Source organism: Gordonia sp. ABKF26 (genome assembly GCF_041103195.1).
Taxonomy (GTDB): Bacteria; Actinomycetota; Actinomycetes; order Mycobacteriales; family Mycobacteriaceae; genus Gordonia; species Gordonia terrae.
In genome coordinates this window covers 785,480-800,107 of sequence record NZ_JBGCVZ010000003.1, presented here as the reverse complement: position 1 = coordinate 800,107, position 14,628 = coordinate 785,480, and the positions used below count along the sequence as shown (strand labels likewise).

The following is a 14,628-nucleotide window of genomic DNA, read 5'->3' as shown; positions in this document are numbered from 1 at the left end:
GGCAGCAGACTCACCGCTAGGGTGGACTCATGGCTGTGTGGGACCCGACACGCTATCTACAATTCGCCGACGATCGCGCGCGGCCGTTTCTCGACCTCATCGCGCAGATCCCGACCAACCCGCTGTCGGTGGTCGACCTGGGGTGCGGACCGGGCCACCTGACCAAGCACCTGCGTGCGCTCTGGCCCGCGGCCGAGATCCTGGGCATCGACGACTCGGCGGAGATGGTCGACCGGGCCATCCGGGACAACACCGACCCGCACGCCAACTACGACGCCGTCGACGTCTCGCAGTGGACGCCCCACCGGCCGGTCGACCTGATGCTCTCCAACGCGATGTTCCAGTGGGTGCCCGACCACCTCGACGTCATCGACGGTCTGCTCGGTCACCTGACCGATGGCGGCGCCTTCGCCCTGCAGGTGCCGAACAACACCGACTCGCCGACCCACGCGGCGCTCGCCGAGCTCGCCTCGACCGAGCCGTACGTCGGGGCCTTCGGCGACCTCCGGGCGCTCCCCCGGCTCGACGCCGAGATGTATCTCGACTTCTTCGCCGAGCGCGGTTACCACGTCAACGCGTGGGAGACGACCTACTTTCACGTGCTCGACGGCCAGGACCCGGTGTTCGACTGGATGTCGGGAACCGGTGCGCGTCCGTACCTCCAGGCACTGACCGGCGACCTCCGGAAGCAGTTCGTCACCGACCTCAAGAAACGTTTCGCCGAGGCCTACCCGCGCCGCGAGTGGGGCACGGTCCTGCCGTTCCGCCGAACGTTCGCCGTGGCCACTCGCCGCTGATCCGCCCCCGTCGACCCGATCCGGGACAAGCACTCCCCACTGCTCCCTGAGGAGCGCCCGGAGCTTGCGGAGGGTGCGTCACGAAGGGTCCGGCGACAGAGGTTGCGAGACCCTTCGTGACGCTCGCAAGCTCGCTCCTCAGGGAGCAGAAGGAGGGCTCGCAGGCTTGCTCCTCCCGGGTCACGCACCGGCGTCGGTTCGGCATCGACGCCGCTCCGAGCTGACACTTCTGCAACACTGACACCACTTGTCGTTTCTTCTGGGGGTACGTCCATGCGTCCGGCCCGCCGCATCATCGCGACCGTTGCCGCTGTCGCCCTCGCGGGCGGCCTGTTGACCACCGTGTCTGTTCCGGCGAGAGCCGCGGTCTGCAACGCCACCGGCATCACCGGGGGCGATGTCGGCAGCACCGGCAGTTCCGGGTCCAGTGAGCTCGGGTGGGGCAGTCTCGACTTCGGCAGCTACCGGGCGGACGGAAAGAAGCCTCAGGGTCCGCTCCCGACATTGACCGGCGCCACCAAGGCCGTCTCCTGGGTGACCGGCCCGCGAAGTCCCGCACGCACCGACACCCGTTTCGGCATCACCGCCACCGACGTCGGTGTGCCGTGGGACAACGGATCCGGTCAGATCCTGATGGCCTTCGGTGACACGTGGGGCAGGTGCGCGGGACAGATGGCCTGGAAACACAACACGATGCTGCGCAGTGACGCGAACTCCGACCTGGCCAAGGGCATCCGATTCCCGAACGCCGTGCCCGGGTCGGTCCGTTCGGGCGCGCCGGTGACGCCGGCGCATCCGACGTGGGCGCAACCCATGTTCAACGCCGTCGGGGTGCGCAACATCGAAGTCGGTCGGATCCCCACCGGCGGTATCTCGATCAACGGCACGCAGTTCGTCGGTTTCATGTCGATCCACCGGTGGCTGGGGCCCGGCCGGTGGAGCACGAACTACTCGGGAATCGCTGTGTCGCACAACAACGGTCAGACCTGGACGGTCGACAACAACACGCTGCGTTGGAACACCGACCTGACGATCCCGGGCGTTCCCCAGGTGACGAGGGGCCATGATCGGTTCCAGATGGGCGCCTTCCTGCGGAGCGGGGAGTACATCTACCAATACGGAACGCCCAACGGACGTTCCGGTTCAGCCCATGTGGCCCGCTTCCGTCCGGCCGACATACTGAACCTCAGCCGATACCAGTACTTCCGCGGTGGCACCGCGTGGTCGCCGAATCCGGCCGACGCCGCGCCGGTCGTCGCCGGCCCGGTCAGCGAGATCTCCGTGGCCTACAACGCCTTCCTCGGCCGGTTCGTGATGCTGACCGAGCGTGCAGGGACGATCATGCTGCGCACGTCGCCGTCGCCGGTGGGCCCGTGGAGCGGAGAGCGAGTGCTCATCACCCCCAAGCAATCCAGCGGTCTGTACACCCCCTACATCCACCCTCGATCATCGGGCAAGAACCTGTATTTCGTCGTCTCGCGGTGGGACGACTACAACGTGATGCTGGTTCGGACCGACCTGTCGAAGGTCCGTCTGTGAGCCGCCGCATCGTGTTGATCCGCGCGGTCAATGTCGGCGGGGCGAAACTCCCGATGGCCGAATTGCGCCAGATCGCAACCGACCTCGGTGCCGAAGACGTCTCGACCTACATCGCGTCGGGCAACCTGCTCTGCACACCACCGGCCGCACCAGAGCAGTTCGACCGCGCTCTCGAAACCGCGATGCAGGATCGCTACGGATGGTTCCGAGAGGTCATCAGCCGCACGCCCGGGCAGGTCCGCGCCGCGCTCGACGCGCATCCGTTCGAGATCGCCGACGACAAGTACTCCTATGTCTACTTCCTGACCGGCCGACCGGCGCCCGACAAGGTGGCCGCGTTCGAGCGCAAGGACTTCGGCCAGGACGTCGTCCGGGTCATCGGATCCGATCTGCACATCCGCTATGCCGACGGGGCGGGGCGTTCGACGCTGACCGCACCGGTGATCGCGCGCGGTCTGGGTGTGCAGGGCACGGGACGCAATCTGCGGACCGTCCGGAAGCTGCTGGAATTGGCCGACTCCTGAGCGCGGCTCGGTGGCCGGTGTCTCGCCACGGGCGTAGCGTCGGTGGGGGCATCACGAGACAAAGCCGACGAACCAGACGTTCGCGTCGAGAGGAGTCCGGACATGAGTCAACCGGTCCCGCCGCCCCCGCCACCGCCGGAGCCCGTTCCCGCACCCGAGCCCATCCCCGAGCCGCCGCCGGAACCGCCGATCCCCGTGCCGACCCCGCCGCCGGCTCCCGACCCACAGCCCGCACCACCGCAGCCGGACCCACCGCCCCGCCCGACGGTGATCTGAACTGCTCCGAGCGGTCAGCCCCGCGCCAACACGCGCGCGACACGGTCGATGTCGGCGAGTTGTTCCTCGCGAGGCGCCTCCCACAGTTTCTTGGGTAGCTTCTCGAGGTCCTTGATGGCCGACTCGGCGTGATCGAGCGCCTCGGTCGATTCGTCTTCGCCGAGGTCCGCCGACGCGATCAGCCGATCGTCGAGTTCGAAGACCGCGTCGTCGAGGCGATTGCGTGCCGCGACGAGTTCGTCGTCGTGCGGGATCGCCGGGTTCGCATGGACGTCGGCGATGGCGTATCGAATTCGACGGTGCAACAGCGCTTCTCGCGTGTTGTCGGTGGCCCAGCTCTCGGGTGCCCGTCCCGGTCGGCCGGGAATCAGGTCGGTGGACCGCGCGAAGGTGCGTACGCGTTTGTCCGAGTCGTAGGCGAACCAGGCGGCGCCGCCGAGGATGAACAGTGCGACCACCACGGTGGCCACGATGATGATGACCGCGATCATGTGGTCAGCCTACTCAGGACGACTGCACTCCCTTGGGTGCCTTTCCCGACATGAAACCGAACAGGTATCCGGCGACGCGTCGCATCTGGATCTCATCGGCGCCCTCGGTGATCCGGTAGCGACGATGATGCCGGTAGATGTGCTCGAACGGCTCGTGCCGCGAGTAGCCGCGTCCGCCGAACACCTGCATCGCCTGATCGGCGGCATCGCAGCACAGCCGGTTCGCCTGGTAGTTGCACATCGAGACCTCCGCAGACGCGGCGAACGGTCCGTAGGTGTCCATCTTCCAGGCGGTTTCGCGGATCAGGGCCCGGATCATCGCGCACCGGGTGTGCAGGTCGACGAGCGGGAACTGGATCGCCTGATTCATCGACAGTTTCTTGCCGAAGGGCGCGCGTTCGTTGGCGTACGCCACGGCGCGATCGACGCAGTATTGGGCCGCCCCGAGACTCGACGCCGCCTGACGGATGCGGTTCTCGTTGAAGAAGTGCTGCACGACCTGCAGACCGGCTCCCTCCGCCCCGAACACCGCGGAATTCGGCACTCGGACGTCGCCCAGCGAGATGTGTGCATGGTCGGTCGGCATGTTGAACGTCCACAGGTACTCCTCGACGGCGAACCCGGGGTCCTGCGGGTCGACGAGGAAGGCGGTGATCCCGCGAGCGTCTCCCGGTTGACCGCTGGTGCGGGCGAACACGATGTCGCGGTGTGCGGCATGGATGCCGGTGTTCCACGTCTTCTCGCCGTTGATGATCCAGTCATCGCCGTCGCGAACGGCGGTCGTCTCCATGTAGGTGGCATCGGACCCGTGGTCGGGTTCGGTGATGCCGAAGGCGAAGAACTTCGTGCCCGCGGCCAGTCCCTCGACCCATTCCGCCTGCTGCTCCGGGGTGCCGTACTCGAGCATGAGGAGCAGACCGATGTTGTTGCCGACGATGGCGTGCTCGTTCTGCAGATCGCAATGCAGGCCCAGCCCTTTCGACGCCAGGTGCTCGCGGATGATCGCCATCGCCAGGTTCGATCCGTCCCGGCCACCGAATTCGGACGGGAACGGGTAGCGGAAATGGCCTGCCGCATCCGCGCGACGCCGCGCCTCACCGAGGAGCGCTTCCCACTCCCTGTTCGGCAGGCCGCCTCGCTCCCAGTCGGTTCGGGAGTCCTCACGCCGGTGGTCGAAGAATCGGATGTTGTCGTCGGTCTGCTCGAGGGGGACGATCTCGGCCTCGATGAAGGCGTCGAGTTCGGCAAGGTAGTCGCTCAGCGACTCGGGCAGGGCGAAGTCCACGATGAACCCCTCTCGGTTGGGATCGGATGTCCTGCGGTCACGGATGAGGGACCGCGAAGTACTTGGGGTTCGCCACGAGGAGCCGCGCACGCACGTCGGCGACGACGGCGTCTCGGACCTTCTCGTCGGTCCCGTCGAGCTCTCCGGAACGAAGTGCTGCACAGAGCGCCTGTTGATCGGCGACGCCGAGAGCACTCAGGCGTTGCGCACTCGCGGCTGCATCTGCGGCACCCAGCAGGACCTGCCGACGGACGACGTCGACGACATTGCCGGCCACCCTCGTGTGAAAACGCACCTGTGGTGACAGATCGGCCTGTACCGAGTCGGATCGAAGGAACTCGGCGAGCGCTTCGAGTAGTTCGACGGAGCTCGGCGATCCGTAGAGATCCTCGCTCGCGCGTGCACCCGTCGCCTCTGTCAGCGGATCGGGCACCGCCTCCGGTGCCACGAGCCCGAGGTCGAGCAGGGCGTCGAATTCCTGCTCGGCACTTCGGCGTCCGATGGCGGCCAGTTCCACCGACCGTTCGACCCCGTCGAGGTGGCGGGCGGCCTGGACCGCACAGATCAGTCCCCACTTCACGGTGGCGTAGAGCTCCCACCAGCGCAGCGCCCGGTCCGTGGGACGCCAACCCGCCTCCCGGGCGTACGCGTCGAGCAGCTCGTCTCGGCTGCCCATCCCGGCCACCGGTGTCGACCCTCCGAACCGCCACGCCTTCGCGCACAGCCAACCGAGGTCCTCGACGGGATCGCCGAGGTGGACCAGCTCCCAATCGAGCACCGCCGCAATACCTTTGGGTTCGACCAGAAGGTTGCCCAACCGGAAGTCACCGTGTACGAGGCACTGCCGCGGTGAGGGTTCGGGAGGGTTGTCGGCGAGCCACTGGGTCGCCAGTACCAGTCCGGCCGGCATGGCGTCGAACTCGCGTGGGAACAGCTCTCGGAGCCCGGCGATGGGATCGCCGAGTTCGCTGAGACCGGGCGTCTGCCGCACGTCGATCCGATGGATGCGCGCGAGGATCTCACCGCATTGAGCGACGAACCGGGCACGCGCGCCGGCATGGGAGTCGTTGCGCAGTATTCGGCGTGGGATGGACTCACCATCGATGAACGTCATTGCCAGATAAGGGAACCCCAGGACATTGCCGTCTTCGTCGAAGCCCGCGTCGAGGATCTCCGGCACCGGCACCCCGGCGTCGGCAGCTGCTCGCAGGACCTGCGCCTCGGCTCGCAACCCGCCGTCGTCGGCGGCGGCGGGAACCGCGCGGATGATGATCGGCTCCATCTGCCCGGAACCCTCGACGAGGCCGGCGGCGTAGGTCGCCCGGCTCGCACCCGCCGGCAGCAGTCGTGCGGATTCGACCGAGAGTGAGGTACCGCGTCGGTCGGCGAGTCGGGACGCGATCGTCGCGGCGACATCGTCCGCTTCCGGTACTCCCACGCCGATCCGTCCCTTCGCGCCGTCGCCCTGGGCGGCGGTAACCGCCACCACAGCGAAGCTAGCACGGGAGCTGAATCCGGACTCAGAAATCTGGCGTCGCGGCCACTCAGTGGTTCGGCGTCTGGAACTCCGGCTGGTCGATGATGCGTACCCACGATCCATCGGATCGTCGCGCGACCACCTGAGCGCGGGCACCCGCACCGTCGCGGGGCGGTGTCGATGTGAGTGCGAGATCGTTCCCGAACATCAATGTCGGCAACGGCGGCTCCGGCACGAAGGTCGGCCGGTGCGCGAGAACCGATGCCCACAGGTCGCGGATCGCGGTCCGGCCGCGGGTGACCTCGCCGGGCGGGAAGGCCATCACTGCGTCCTCGTCGTAGAGCGAGGCGACGGCGTCGGCATCCCCGGCGTTGGAGAACTCGACGAACAGTCGAGTCAGGTCCTCGGGCGTGCGTGCGGTTTCGTGTGTGGTCATGACGACTCCTCTCGATGTGTTCGGAGTCCAGAGTCGACCCAGCCGCCCGATAAGTCCAAGTGATGGTTTGTATGGTCGATATCATTTTCACTTATGGACCTTCGCCAGCTCGAATACTTCGCAGCCATCGCCGCGGAAGGCAGCTTCACCGCGGCCGCAGCGCGCGTCCATACGACGCAGCCGAACATCAGCGCGCAGATCCGCACCCTGGAACGGGAACTCGGTGCGGCCCTCTTCGATCGCTCCGGCCGCGCTGTGCGCCTGACCGACGCCGGCCGGGAAGCGCTCCCCGCGGCCCGCCGTGCCCTTGCCGCTGCCGACGACGTCGCCCGTACCGTCGCCGAGGTCTCCGGACTCGTTCGTGGCAGCCTCTCGGTCGGGATGGTCGAAGGGTGCACCATCGCGCCCCTGTTCGCAGCGCTCGGCACCTTCCGGTCGACGCACCCGCAGATCGAACTGAGCCTGCGCGAGTCTCCGTCGACCGAACTGATCGCGTCGGTGGAGGACGGACGCCTCGACGTCGCCCTGGCCGGGTACGGCGGTAGCCTGCCGCCGGGGGTCGAGTCCATGACGATCATCGCCGAACGCGTCGTCGCCGCGGTGCCCGCGAACGATCGTGCCCCCGGCCGATCGGTCGACCTCGCCCTGCTCCGCGAACGGTCGCTCATCTGTCTCCCGAGCGGCGCGGGAATCCGCAGCGTGTTCGACGCGGCAGCGTCGGAGGGTAGCCCTATCCGGCCCGCGATCGAGGCGTCCTCTCCGGAGGCGATCATCGAATTGGTGTGCAGTGGACTGGGAGTCGGCATCCTGAGCGAGTCGATCGCAGCGGCCGACGACCGCGTGGTCGGGGTGCCGATCCGCGACGTCGACGGCACCGCGCATCTCGGCTTGCTGTGGGGTTCGAAACCGTCCGCTGCTGCCGCGCGTTTCGTCGAGGTGGCCACGGATGCGTTCGGAGGAGCCGACTGAGGATGGGGCGGAACCTTGCACCCCTGAGCTCGGGCGGGTGGCCCGGGAGCCCGCTACCGGACCCGCACTCGTTCTGCCGACGAGAGCCCCTGGAGAAACGCCAGGTGTAGTACCCGGTGAGCTTGTGGACGCGCAGGCGATCGATCGGGACGAGTCCGCCGATCCCGGTGTGGGGACGGTGGTAATTGTTGGTGGTGCAGCCAGTCGTCGTAGGTGGCCGCTCGGGCGGTTCGGAAGAGTAGGACTCAGCGCCGGCCCATCTGATGTGTGGCCGCGGCTCACCGTTTGACCTTGCCGCTCGCTTGTGGCCGGCGCGGGCGGGTCTTCGTGCGACCAGTCGCGGTACCGAGAGTCTCTGCGCCAGAGGGGCGTGGCCGTCGACGCCAGAGCGAATGGTTGGCATATCCCGGACATTGCTCGTGCTGCGCCTGTTGTGGATCGTGCGTCGAGTGTGCGGTGTCCACCGCCATCGGGGGGTGCGCCCGTGCCGGATCTGCTACAGGTGTGACTGCAGTTCACTGCTGTTGCCGAGAAACGTACCGTCGCCGAAATCGGCCACACAGCACCGGTTTCCGCAAGGACAGGTTGTGGAGAAACCTCGTAACCGAACACATATGTTCCCGTACAGTGGAGTCATGCCAGAGCTCACCACCCTTCTCGACCAGCTCATCGAGACCACCACGCCCACCGACGACCCCACGGGCAGAGCGACATTCGACGCGCTCGACACTCTCCGGCTGATTCGTAACATCGTTGACCACCAGATCGTCACGCATGCAGCGCAACTCGACGAACTCGGAGTCGCACAGAAGGCTGGTGGGACCACCAAGAAGGTGTTGATCGAGATGGGCTACGCACCCGCCGCGGCACTACGCGCCATGCGAAGCGTCGACGCTCTCCCGACGCTGCCCACCCTCGCCCGTCACGCCGCCGACGGACGCCTGTCGAGCGAAGTCACCGACGCCATCGTCCGCGGCCTGATCCAGATCGACAAGCGTTCGCCAACAGCACTTTCCGACGAGGAGCGCGCCACCCATGAGACAGCTTTGATCGGCCAGGCACTGTCGGGAGCAACCCCGGCAGAAGTAGAGAAGTACGCCCGCGCCATCGGCAACACCATCGCGGACGCCACCGACACCGGCATCCCGGCCGCCGACGATCCATCGCTGAACACGGTCAATGCCCACACCACCGACGAAGGACGCGTCGACATCCGCGCCGACCTCACCCAAGTGGTCGGCGAGAAGTTCCTCTCGATGATCGACGAACGATCCTGCCCGAGACCCGAACCCGACGGCTCCGAGGATCGGCGCGCCGCCGAGCAGCGCCGCGCCGACGCACTCGAGCTGATCCTCGACCAAGCCGCACTCGGCGCGAGCATCGACAGCGTCGGCTCTCCCCGTACGCAACTCATGGTGACCATCCCCGCCACCGGCGCCGATCCCGCCACCCTGCCGTGGACCGGGTCGGTCAGTCAGGCCGTCGCGAAACAGGTGTCCTGCGACGGGTCGCTGACCGAGATCATCCTCGACGGCGAAGGTGTACCGCTACAGATGGGCCACACCCACCGCCTGTTTTCGGCACATCTGCGCAAGGCGGTCATCGTGCGCGACCAATGCTGCATCAAATGCGGTGCACCACCGTCGCATACGCAAGTGCACCATGTGCGCCATTGGGCCGACGGCGGTCCCACCGATCTCGACAATGGTTGCCTGCTGTGCCAGCGCTGTCACACCCAAGTCCACCATCACGGCTGGGACGTCGTGATGGGCTTCGACCGACACCCCTGGCTCGTCCCACCCGCCACCATCGACCCACAACGCCGACCACTACCCGCCTACAACCGACGGACCATGCGACTCGACGACGCCGCCTGACCCAGATTCCGCCCAGCCACACTCGGCTCGCCCACACATTCGCGTAGCACCTTCCGCACCCGAGCCAGCCCGGGACCGCGTCCGTCTCTTGACAATTCCAGAGTGAAGGCCCAAGCCTCCGTCTCCACTGCCCCGCTACAACGGCTGGGCCCGACGGACCTGGTCTGCGGCGTGGGTGGCGTCGAGTTCGACATCGCTGATCAAGACCGCACGACCGAGACTGAGGGTCCCCGACGTCAGCGGCTGCGCCCGCAGGCCACCTCGGCCTATCAGAGCCTTGCGCACGCCGTCACCGGCGACGGTGTCCATCCACGAACACGGGTGGGCAGGGCGCCCGCCGCGGAACCGGATCGGCCCCGCCCCTGAGTCCAGCTCGAACTCTCGGCCCCGCAGAGGATCCAGTTCCACGCCGCGCACCACGATGTTGCGCCGGGCGAGGACTGGATCGGCGTCACCGGCCGCGGCCATCCATGCCTCGAGCGCGAGAAACGTCACCGCCGCCTCGGTGTGGGCGCGGACGCCGAAGAATCGATCCCCACGAATTCCCTTGTCGGCGATTATGTCCACCGACTCCGGTGTGCGGGTCTCCACCTCGTCGGCCGGGCCGTCCTTGGGCCGACCGAAGTAGGCGTGGTCAGGCGAGACCACGAACATCAATAACTCGCAGGAGTATTCGTAGGTCATCAATCGGGCACCCGGGTCAGGAAGCCGGGGGCGTCGGCCGCGCGTCGGCGGCCGTCGCGTCCGGCGCCTTGACCACCACGCTCGCGGGGTCGGTGGGCTTGCCCGCGATGAGGTCGCCGATGCTCAGACCCCAACGCCCCCAGCGGTCGTCGAAACTCTTCGCCCGGGCCCGCGCCCTCTCGGTCTTGGTCGGGGTGTATCGACGGCGGGCCCAGGCCGAGTGCGGTCGGGCCAGCCGGATCGCACCCGACCAGGCGAACACCGGGATGAAGACGCCGACGATGGCCGTCGAGAACTTGCCTTTGAGCACGCACAGGATCGCGCAGGCGACGTTGATCGGAACAGTGGCCACCAGAGCGACGGGGCCGATCTCCACGTTCGCGTCGTCGAGGGGGTTGAAACCCAGCACCGCCATCCCCAGGGCGGCAACCGTCAGGGCGACCACCTGAACCGAGAGTTGGCCTTCCGGTGACCAATACACATCCTGCAGGCGGAGGATCAGCGCGAACTCGTCGAGCACCAGTGAGGCGCCGACGCCGATCAGCACCGCACTGATCTCCGCACCGGGCGACGCCCCGTTGACACCCACCGAGAGGAAGGCGCCGACGATCGTCAGGATCAGACCCGGCACCATGTGGTGCACGTGCACGCCGTCCGACACGTTGTTACGGAAGGGGCCCTTACCGGCCCGGATGAGTCGGGTGATCACCCGGGTGACGATGAACGTGACGACGAACGACGCGAACAGCAGGAACAGCGGAAGTCGTTGGTGCGTGAGCTCGTCCAGGAAGTTCACCGGGGCCGCCCTGCCGTCAGCCGGGAACGATGCCGGTGCGGCGCTGCTCGATGATCAGGCAGCGATCCTCGACATACAGCAGGCCGGCGTCCTCGGCGATCGCCCGCGCCTCCGCCGATCGGATTCCGAGCTGCAGCCACAGTGCGGTCGCACCGGCCGCGACGGCAGCCCGGGCGACGTCGGCACATTCGGGCCCGGGGCGGAAGACGTCGACGAGGCCGACCTGTTCGGGGACATCGGCGAGGGTCCGATACACCTTCTCGCCGACGATCTCGTCGGCGGTGGGGTTCACCGGGATGATCCGCCAACCGCGGTTCTTCATGTACGCCGGGACCTCGTTGGCGGCCTTCGACGGATTGGCGCTGGCACCGACCACGGTGATCGCGTCGTAGGTGGACAGGATCTGTTCGACGACGTCGTCGGTGTTGCTCGGTGCGGTCATCCCACGAGTGTAGGTGGGTGGGCCGATCTCATCGCAGAACTCCGTGCACGACCAGCGCGCTGAGTTGATCGGCCCACGCGGTGTCGAACTCACGGTCGTCGAGCAGCAGTGCGTGCAACATCGCCGCTCCACCGACGACCTCGATGAGCCGATCCGGATTCACGTCGGGATGCACCTCGCCGCGGTCGACGGCGGTCACCAACCGGTCACGCAATGCACCGAACACCTCCGCGAACCCTGCGTGCACACGCGCCGACAGTTCGGGTTCGGCAGCCATGTCCGAGATCAGGCCGGGCAGCGCGGCACGGGTCACCGGGCTGGCGAAGAGGTCGCGAGCCGCCGCGACCATGATGCGGAGGTCGGCCTCGACCTCACCGCTGGACGGAGGGAGCCGCACCATCCGGGAGAACGCGAGATCGTGGATCAGCTCGGCTTTGCCCGACCAGCGGCGGTAGAGCGCGGTCTTCGTCGTCCCCGCGCGATCGGCGATCGCAGCCATCGTCAGTTTCCGATAGCCGACGTCGACGACCAGTTCCGCAGCGGCGTCGAGCACCGCCGAATCGATCCGGACGTCGCGGGGACGCCCCGGGACCGCTTCTCCCGTCCCGGTGCTCATCGGCCCACCCGCTCTCCGTCGGCCCCCGTGTAGTCGGGGATTTGCCGAAGTCGCTGCGAACCGCGCGACCGTTCTGCTGTCATAACGCTACTCACCGTAGCGAATGTGCCGGTAACGACCACAGGGGGTGCCCATGGCCACCGAACCCGCCGTCGAGCAGGTCGACCATCTGCAGCGTTCCAGCCGGGACAACGCCTCGGTCCCGGACACACTCGCGCGCTGGCTGGCCGGGCAGAGCGACACCCCCGACGCCCTGCCCGAGGTCACGGTCACCGCGAGTGGGGACAGCAACGGCATGTCGTCGGAGACGATCCCGGTGTCGGTGTCCTGGCCCGGCGAACCCACCCGGCACTGGGTGATGCGGATGGCGCCGTCGAGCGCCGACGTTCCCGTGTTCCGCTCCTACCGGATGGACCATCAGTACGCGACGATGCGGCTGATCGCCCGGCTCAGCGACGTCCCGGTCCCCGCGGTACACCACCTCGAACCGAGTGGCGCCCTCCTGGGTGCGCCGTTCTTCCTGATGGACCGGTGCGAGGGCGAGGTCCCGCCCGACGTGATGCCGTACACGTTCGGCGACAACTGGTTCGGGGACGCCTCCGAGGCCGATCGTCGTCGGGCCCAGGACTCTGCGGTCGGCGTGATCGCCGACCTCCACTCCATCCCCGACGCGGCGCAGCAGTTCGGCTTCCTCGCCGACGACCTCCCCGCGGGTGACACCCCCCTTGCTCGTCTGCTCGCCTGGCTGCAGGACTGGTACGACTTCTCGGTGGAGGGGATCGGCCGTTCGCCCCTGGTCGAACGCGCGCTCGCCTGGCTCGCCGACAACTTCCCCGACGACGTCGCGCACACCGAACCCGTCCTGTCCTGGGGTGATTCGCGCATCGGCAACATGATGTTCGCCGACTTCACGGCCACGGCGGTCCTCGACTGGGAGATGGCACGTATCGGCCCGCGCGAACTCGACGTCGCATGGGTGGTGTTCGCACACCGTGTCTTTCACGAGCTGGCGACGATGGCGGGCCTGCCGGGCCTGCCGGACCTACTGCGCGAGAGCGACGTCCGCGACACCTACCGGCAACGGACCGGCGTCGAACTCGGCGACCTGCGCTGGTTCTACGTCCACGCCGCCGTGCAGTGGTGTTGCGTCTTCATGCGCACCGGTGCGCGGCGCGTGCACTTCGGCGAACTCGAACGCCCCGACGACGTCGACGGCACCCTGTTCTACCACCGACCACTGCTCGAACGACTTCTCGAGGAGAACTGACCACATGAGCCGAACCGGCCTGGGACCGATGGACGAGTATCCCATTCACCAACTGCCGCAACCGATCGCATGGCCGGGTAACAGCGACCGCAACTTCTACGATCGCGCCTACCTCAACGCCCACGACCGCAGCGGCACCATCTTCCTCATCACCGGCATCGGGTACTACCCCAACCTCGGCGTGAAGGACGCGTTCGTCCTCATCCGACGACGCCGGGCCGACGGAACCGACACCCAGACCGCGGTCCACCTCGGTGACGCGATCGACGACAACCGGCTCGAGCAGCGCGTCGGCGACTACCGATTGTCCGTCGACGATCCGCTGCGCACGTTGCACCTGACCCTCGCCGAGACCGAGGGCATCGCCCTGGACCTGCACTGGGAGGGCCTGTTCGACGCCCTTCTCGAGCAACCCCACGTGATGCGACAGGGCGCGAAGGTCACCCTCGACGCGCAACGATTCGCACAGGTCGGTACCTGGCGCGGGTCGATCACCGTCGACGGCGAACAGATCGTCGTGGACCCGGCGACCTGGGTCGGCACCCGCGATCGCTCGTGGGGAATCCGGCCGGTCGGCGAGCCCGAACCGGCCGGCCGACCGTCGGACCCGCCGTTCGAGGGCATGTGGTGGCTCTACATCCCGATGGCGTTCGACGACTTTCAGCTCGTCTTCATCATCCAGGAGGATCCCGACGGTTATCGAAGCCTCAACGACTGTTCGCGCGTCTGGAAGGACGGCCGCGTCGAGCAGCTGGGTTGGCCGAACGTCACCGTCCACTACGCGCCGGGCACCCGGATTCCGACCGGCGCAACCATCTCCACGACCGGGTCAGGCGGCTCGCCCGTGACGCTGGAGGTGGAATCGCTGCTCCCCGTACCCATCCACGTGGGCGGAGGCTACGGCGGCGACCCCGACTGGACCCACGGCGTCTGGCGCGGAGCGGACTTCACCGAACGTCTCACCTACGACATGACCAGCACCGACATCATGGGACGCATGCCCTTCGGGGTCATCGATCACGTCGGACGCGCCGAATGCCGTGAGGCCGACGGCACCACCCGCACCGGCTGGGGACTCTTCGAGCACGGGGCCCTGGGCCGGCACGATCCGTCGGGATTCGCCGACTGGCTCAGCGTCGCACCGGAGTGAGT

Annotated in this window: 16 protein-coding genes and 1 pseudogene; 8 read left to right on the top strand and 9 right to left on the bottom strand. The window is 67.5% G+C overall.

The genetic code is table 11. From position 1 onward, the window contains the following. Window positions 1-29: 29 nt before the first annotated feature. From AB4Z55_RS04185 to AB4Z55_RS04170, 4 genes are all read left to right on the top strand, one after another. Window positions 30-797 (top strand): methyltransferase domain-containing protein, encoded by a 768-nt coding sequence (locus AB4Z55_RS04185; protein ID WP_239402398.1) that lies wholly within the window; start codon window positions 30-32, stop codon window positions 795-797. Window positions 798-1,070: 273 nt separating this feature from the next. Then, window positions 1,071-2,336 carry a DUF4185 domain-containing protein gene (locus tag AB4Z55_RS04180; protein WP_369519204.1) on the top strand — a complete coding sequence of 422 codons (1,266 nt, stop codon included), beginning with the start codon at window positions 1,071-1,073 and terminating at the stop codon, window positions 2,334-2,336. After that, window positions 2,333-2,860 carry a DUF1697 domain-containing protein gene (locus AB4Z55_RS04175; protein ID WP_369519203.1) on the top strand — a complete coding sequence of 176 codons (528 nt, stop codon included), beginning with the start codon at window positions 2,333-2,335 and terminating at the stop codon, window positions 2,858-2,860. Before AB4Z55_RS04180 ends, AB4Z55_RS04175 begins: the two co-directional genes overlap by 4 nt. Window positions 2,861-2,962: 102 nt before the next feature. Beyond that, window positions 2,963-3,136: a hypothetical protein gene (locus tag AB4Z55_RS04170; RefSeq protein ID WP_156036616.1), complete on the top strand. Its 174-nt coding sequence runs from the start codon at window positions 2,963-2,965 to the stop codon at window positions 3,134-3,136. Between the two features lie 14 nt (window positions 3,137-3,150). Here the strand turns inward: AB4Z55_RS04170 and AB4Z55_RS04165 are convergent, their stop codons facing one another. The 4 genes from AB4Z55_RS04165 to AB4Z55_RS04150 form a co-directional block, all read right to left on the bottom strand. Then, window positions 3,151-3,627 (bottom strand): hypothetical protein, encoded by a 477-nt coding sequence (locus tag AB4Z55_RS04165; RefSeq protein ID WP_004020419.1) that lies wholly within the window; start codon window positions 3,625-3,627, stop codon window positions 3,151-3,153. Window positions 3,628-3,640: 13 nt separating this feature from the next. Next, the gene (locus tag AB4Z55_RS04160) at window positions 3,641-4,912 is read right to left on the bottom strand and encodes an acyl-CoA dehydrogenase family protein (RefSeq protein WP_369519202.1); all 1,272 of its coding nucleotides are present in this window, start codon (window positions 4,910-4,912) and stop codon (window positions 3,641-3,643) included. A 37-nt stretch (window positions 4,913-4,949) separates the two neighbouring features. Continuing rightward, window positions 4,950-6,350 (bottom strand): phosphotransferase family protein, encoded by a 1,401-nt coding sequence (locus tag AB4Z55_RS04155; RefSeq protein ID WP_369520979.1) that lies wholly within the window; start codon window positions 6,348-6,350, stop codon window positions 4,950-4,952. Window positions 6,351-6,456: 106 nt separating this feature from the next. Further along, window positions 6,457-6,825 (bottom strand): nuclear transport factor 2 family protein, encoded by a 369-nt coding sequence (locus AB4Z55_RS04150; protein ID WP_369519201.1) that lies wholly within the window; start codon window positions 6,823-6,825, stop codon window positions 6,457-6,459. A 93-nt stretch (window positions 6,826-6,918) separates the two neighbouring features. On the opposite strand from AB4Z55_RS04150, the gene AB4Z55_RS04145 reads away from it, so the two are divergent. Then, on the top strand, window positions 6,919-7,794 hold the full coding sequence (locus AB4Z55_RS04145) for a LysR family transcriptional regulator (protein ID WP_369519200.1): 876 nt from the start codon (window positions 6,919-6,921) through the stop codon (window positions 7,792-7,794). Window positions 7,795-7,897: 103 nt separating this feature from the next. On the opposite strand, the pseudogene AB4Z55_RS04140 reads toward AB4Z55_RS04145, so the two are convergent. Further along, window positions 7,898-8,024: pseudogene (locus AB4Z55_RS04140) on the bottom strand (IS481 family transposase); the annotation flags it as partial. A gap of 384 nt (window positions 8,025-8,408) precedes the next feature. On the opposite strand from AB4Z55_RS04140, the gene AB4Z55_RS04135 reads away from it, so the two are divergent. Then, complete coding sequence (locus AB4Z55_RS04135) at window positions 8,409-9,671, top strand: DUF222 domain-containing protein (RefSeq protein ID WP_369519199.1); 1,263 nt, start codon at window positions 8,409-8,411, stop codon at window positions 9,669-9,671. A gap of 135 nt (window positions 9,672-9,806) precedes the next feature. On the opposite strand, the gene AB4Z55_RS04130 is transcribed toward AB4Z55_RS04135, so the two are convergent. The 4 genes from AB4Z55_RS04130 to AB4Z55_RS04115 are packed head-to-tail and all read right to left on the bottom strand — an operon-like array spanning window position 9,807 to window position 12,209. Then, window positions 9,807-10,355 carry a molybdenum cofactor biosysynthesis protein gene (locus AB4Z55_RS04130; RefSeq protein ID WP_354561972.1) on the bottom strand — a complete coding sequence of 183 codons (549 nt, stop codon included), beginning with the start codon at window positions 10,353-10,355 and terminating at the stop codon, window positions 9,807-9,809. A 16-nt stretch (window positions 10,356-10,371) separates the two neighbouring features. After that, a complete protein-coding gene (locus AB4Z55_RS04125) occupies window positions 10,372-11,151 on the bottom strand; it encodes a hypothetical protein (protein WP_369519198.1) in 780 nt (259 codons plus the stop codon). Window positions 11,152-11,167: 16 nt separating this feature from the next. Further along, window positions 11,168-11,593 (bottom strand): CoA-binding protein, encoded by a 426-nt coding sequence (locus AB4Z55_RS04120; RefSeq protein ID WP_101819979.1) that lies wholly within the window; start codon window positions 11,591-11,593, stop codon window positions 11,168-11,170. Window positions 11,594-11,621: 28 nt separating this feature from the next. Further along, the gene (locus AB4Z55_RS04115; protein WP_354561975.1) at window positions 11,622-12,209 is read right to left on the bottom strand and encodes a TetR/AcrR family transcriptional regulator; all 588 of its coding nucleotides are present in this window, start codon (window positions 12,207-12,209) and stop codon (window positions 11,622-11,624) included. A 133-nt stretch (window positions 12,210-12,342) separates the two neighbouring features. Here AB4Z55_RS04115 and AB4Z55_RS04110 point away from each other — a divergent pair, with 133 nt between their 5' ends. Next, entirely contained in the window at window positions 12,343-13,476 is a 1,134-nt protein-coding gene (locus AB4Z55_RS04110; protein WP_004020430.1) for a phosphotransferase family protein, read from the top strand. Window positions 13,477-13,480: 4 nt separating this feature from the next. Further along, window positions 13,481-14,626 carry a hypothetical protein gene (locus AB4Z55_RS04105; RefSeq protein WP_064569691.1) on the top strand — a complete coding sequence of 382 codons (1,146 nt, stop codon included), beginning with the start codon at window positions 13,481-13,483 and terminating at the stop codon, window positions 14,624-14,626. The last annotated feature ends 2 nt before the right edge of the window (window positions 14,627-14,628 follow it).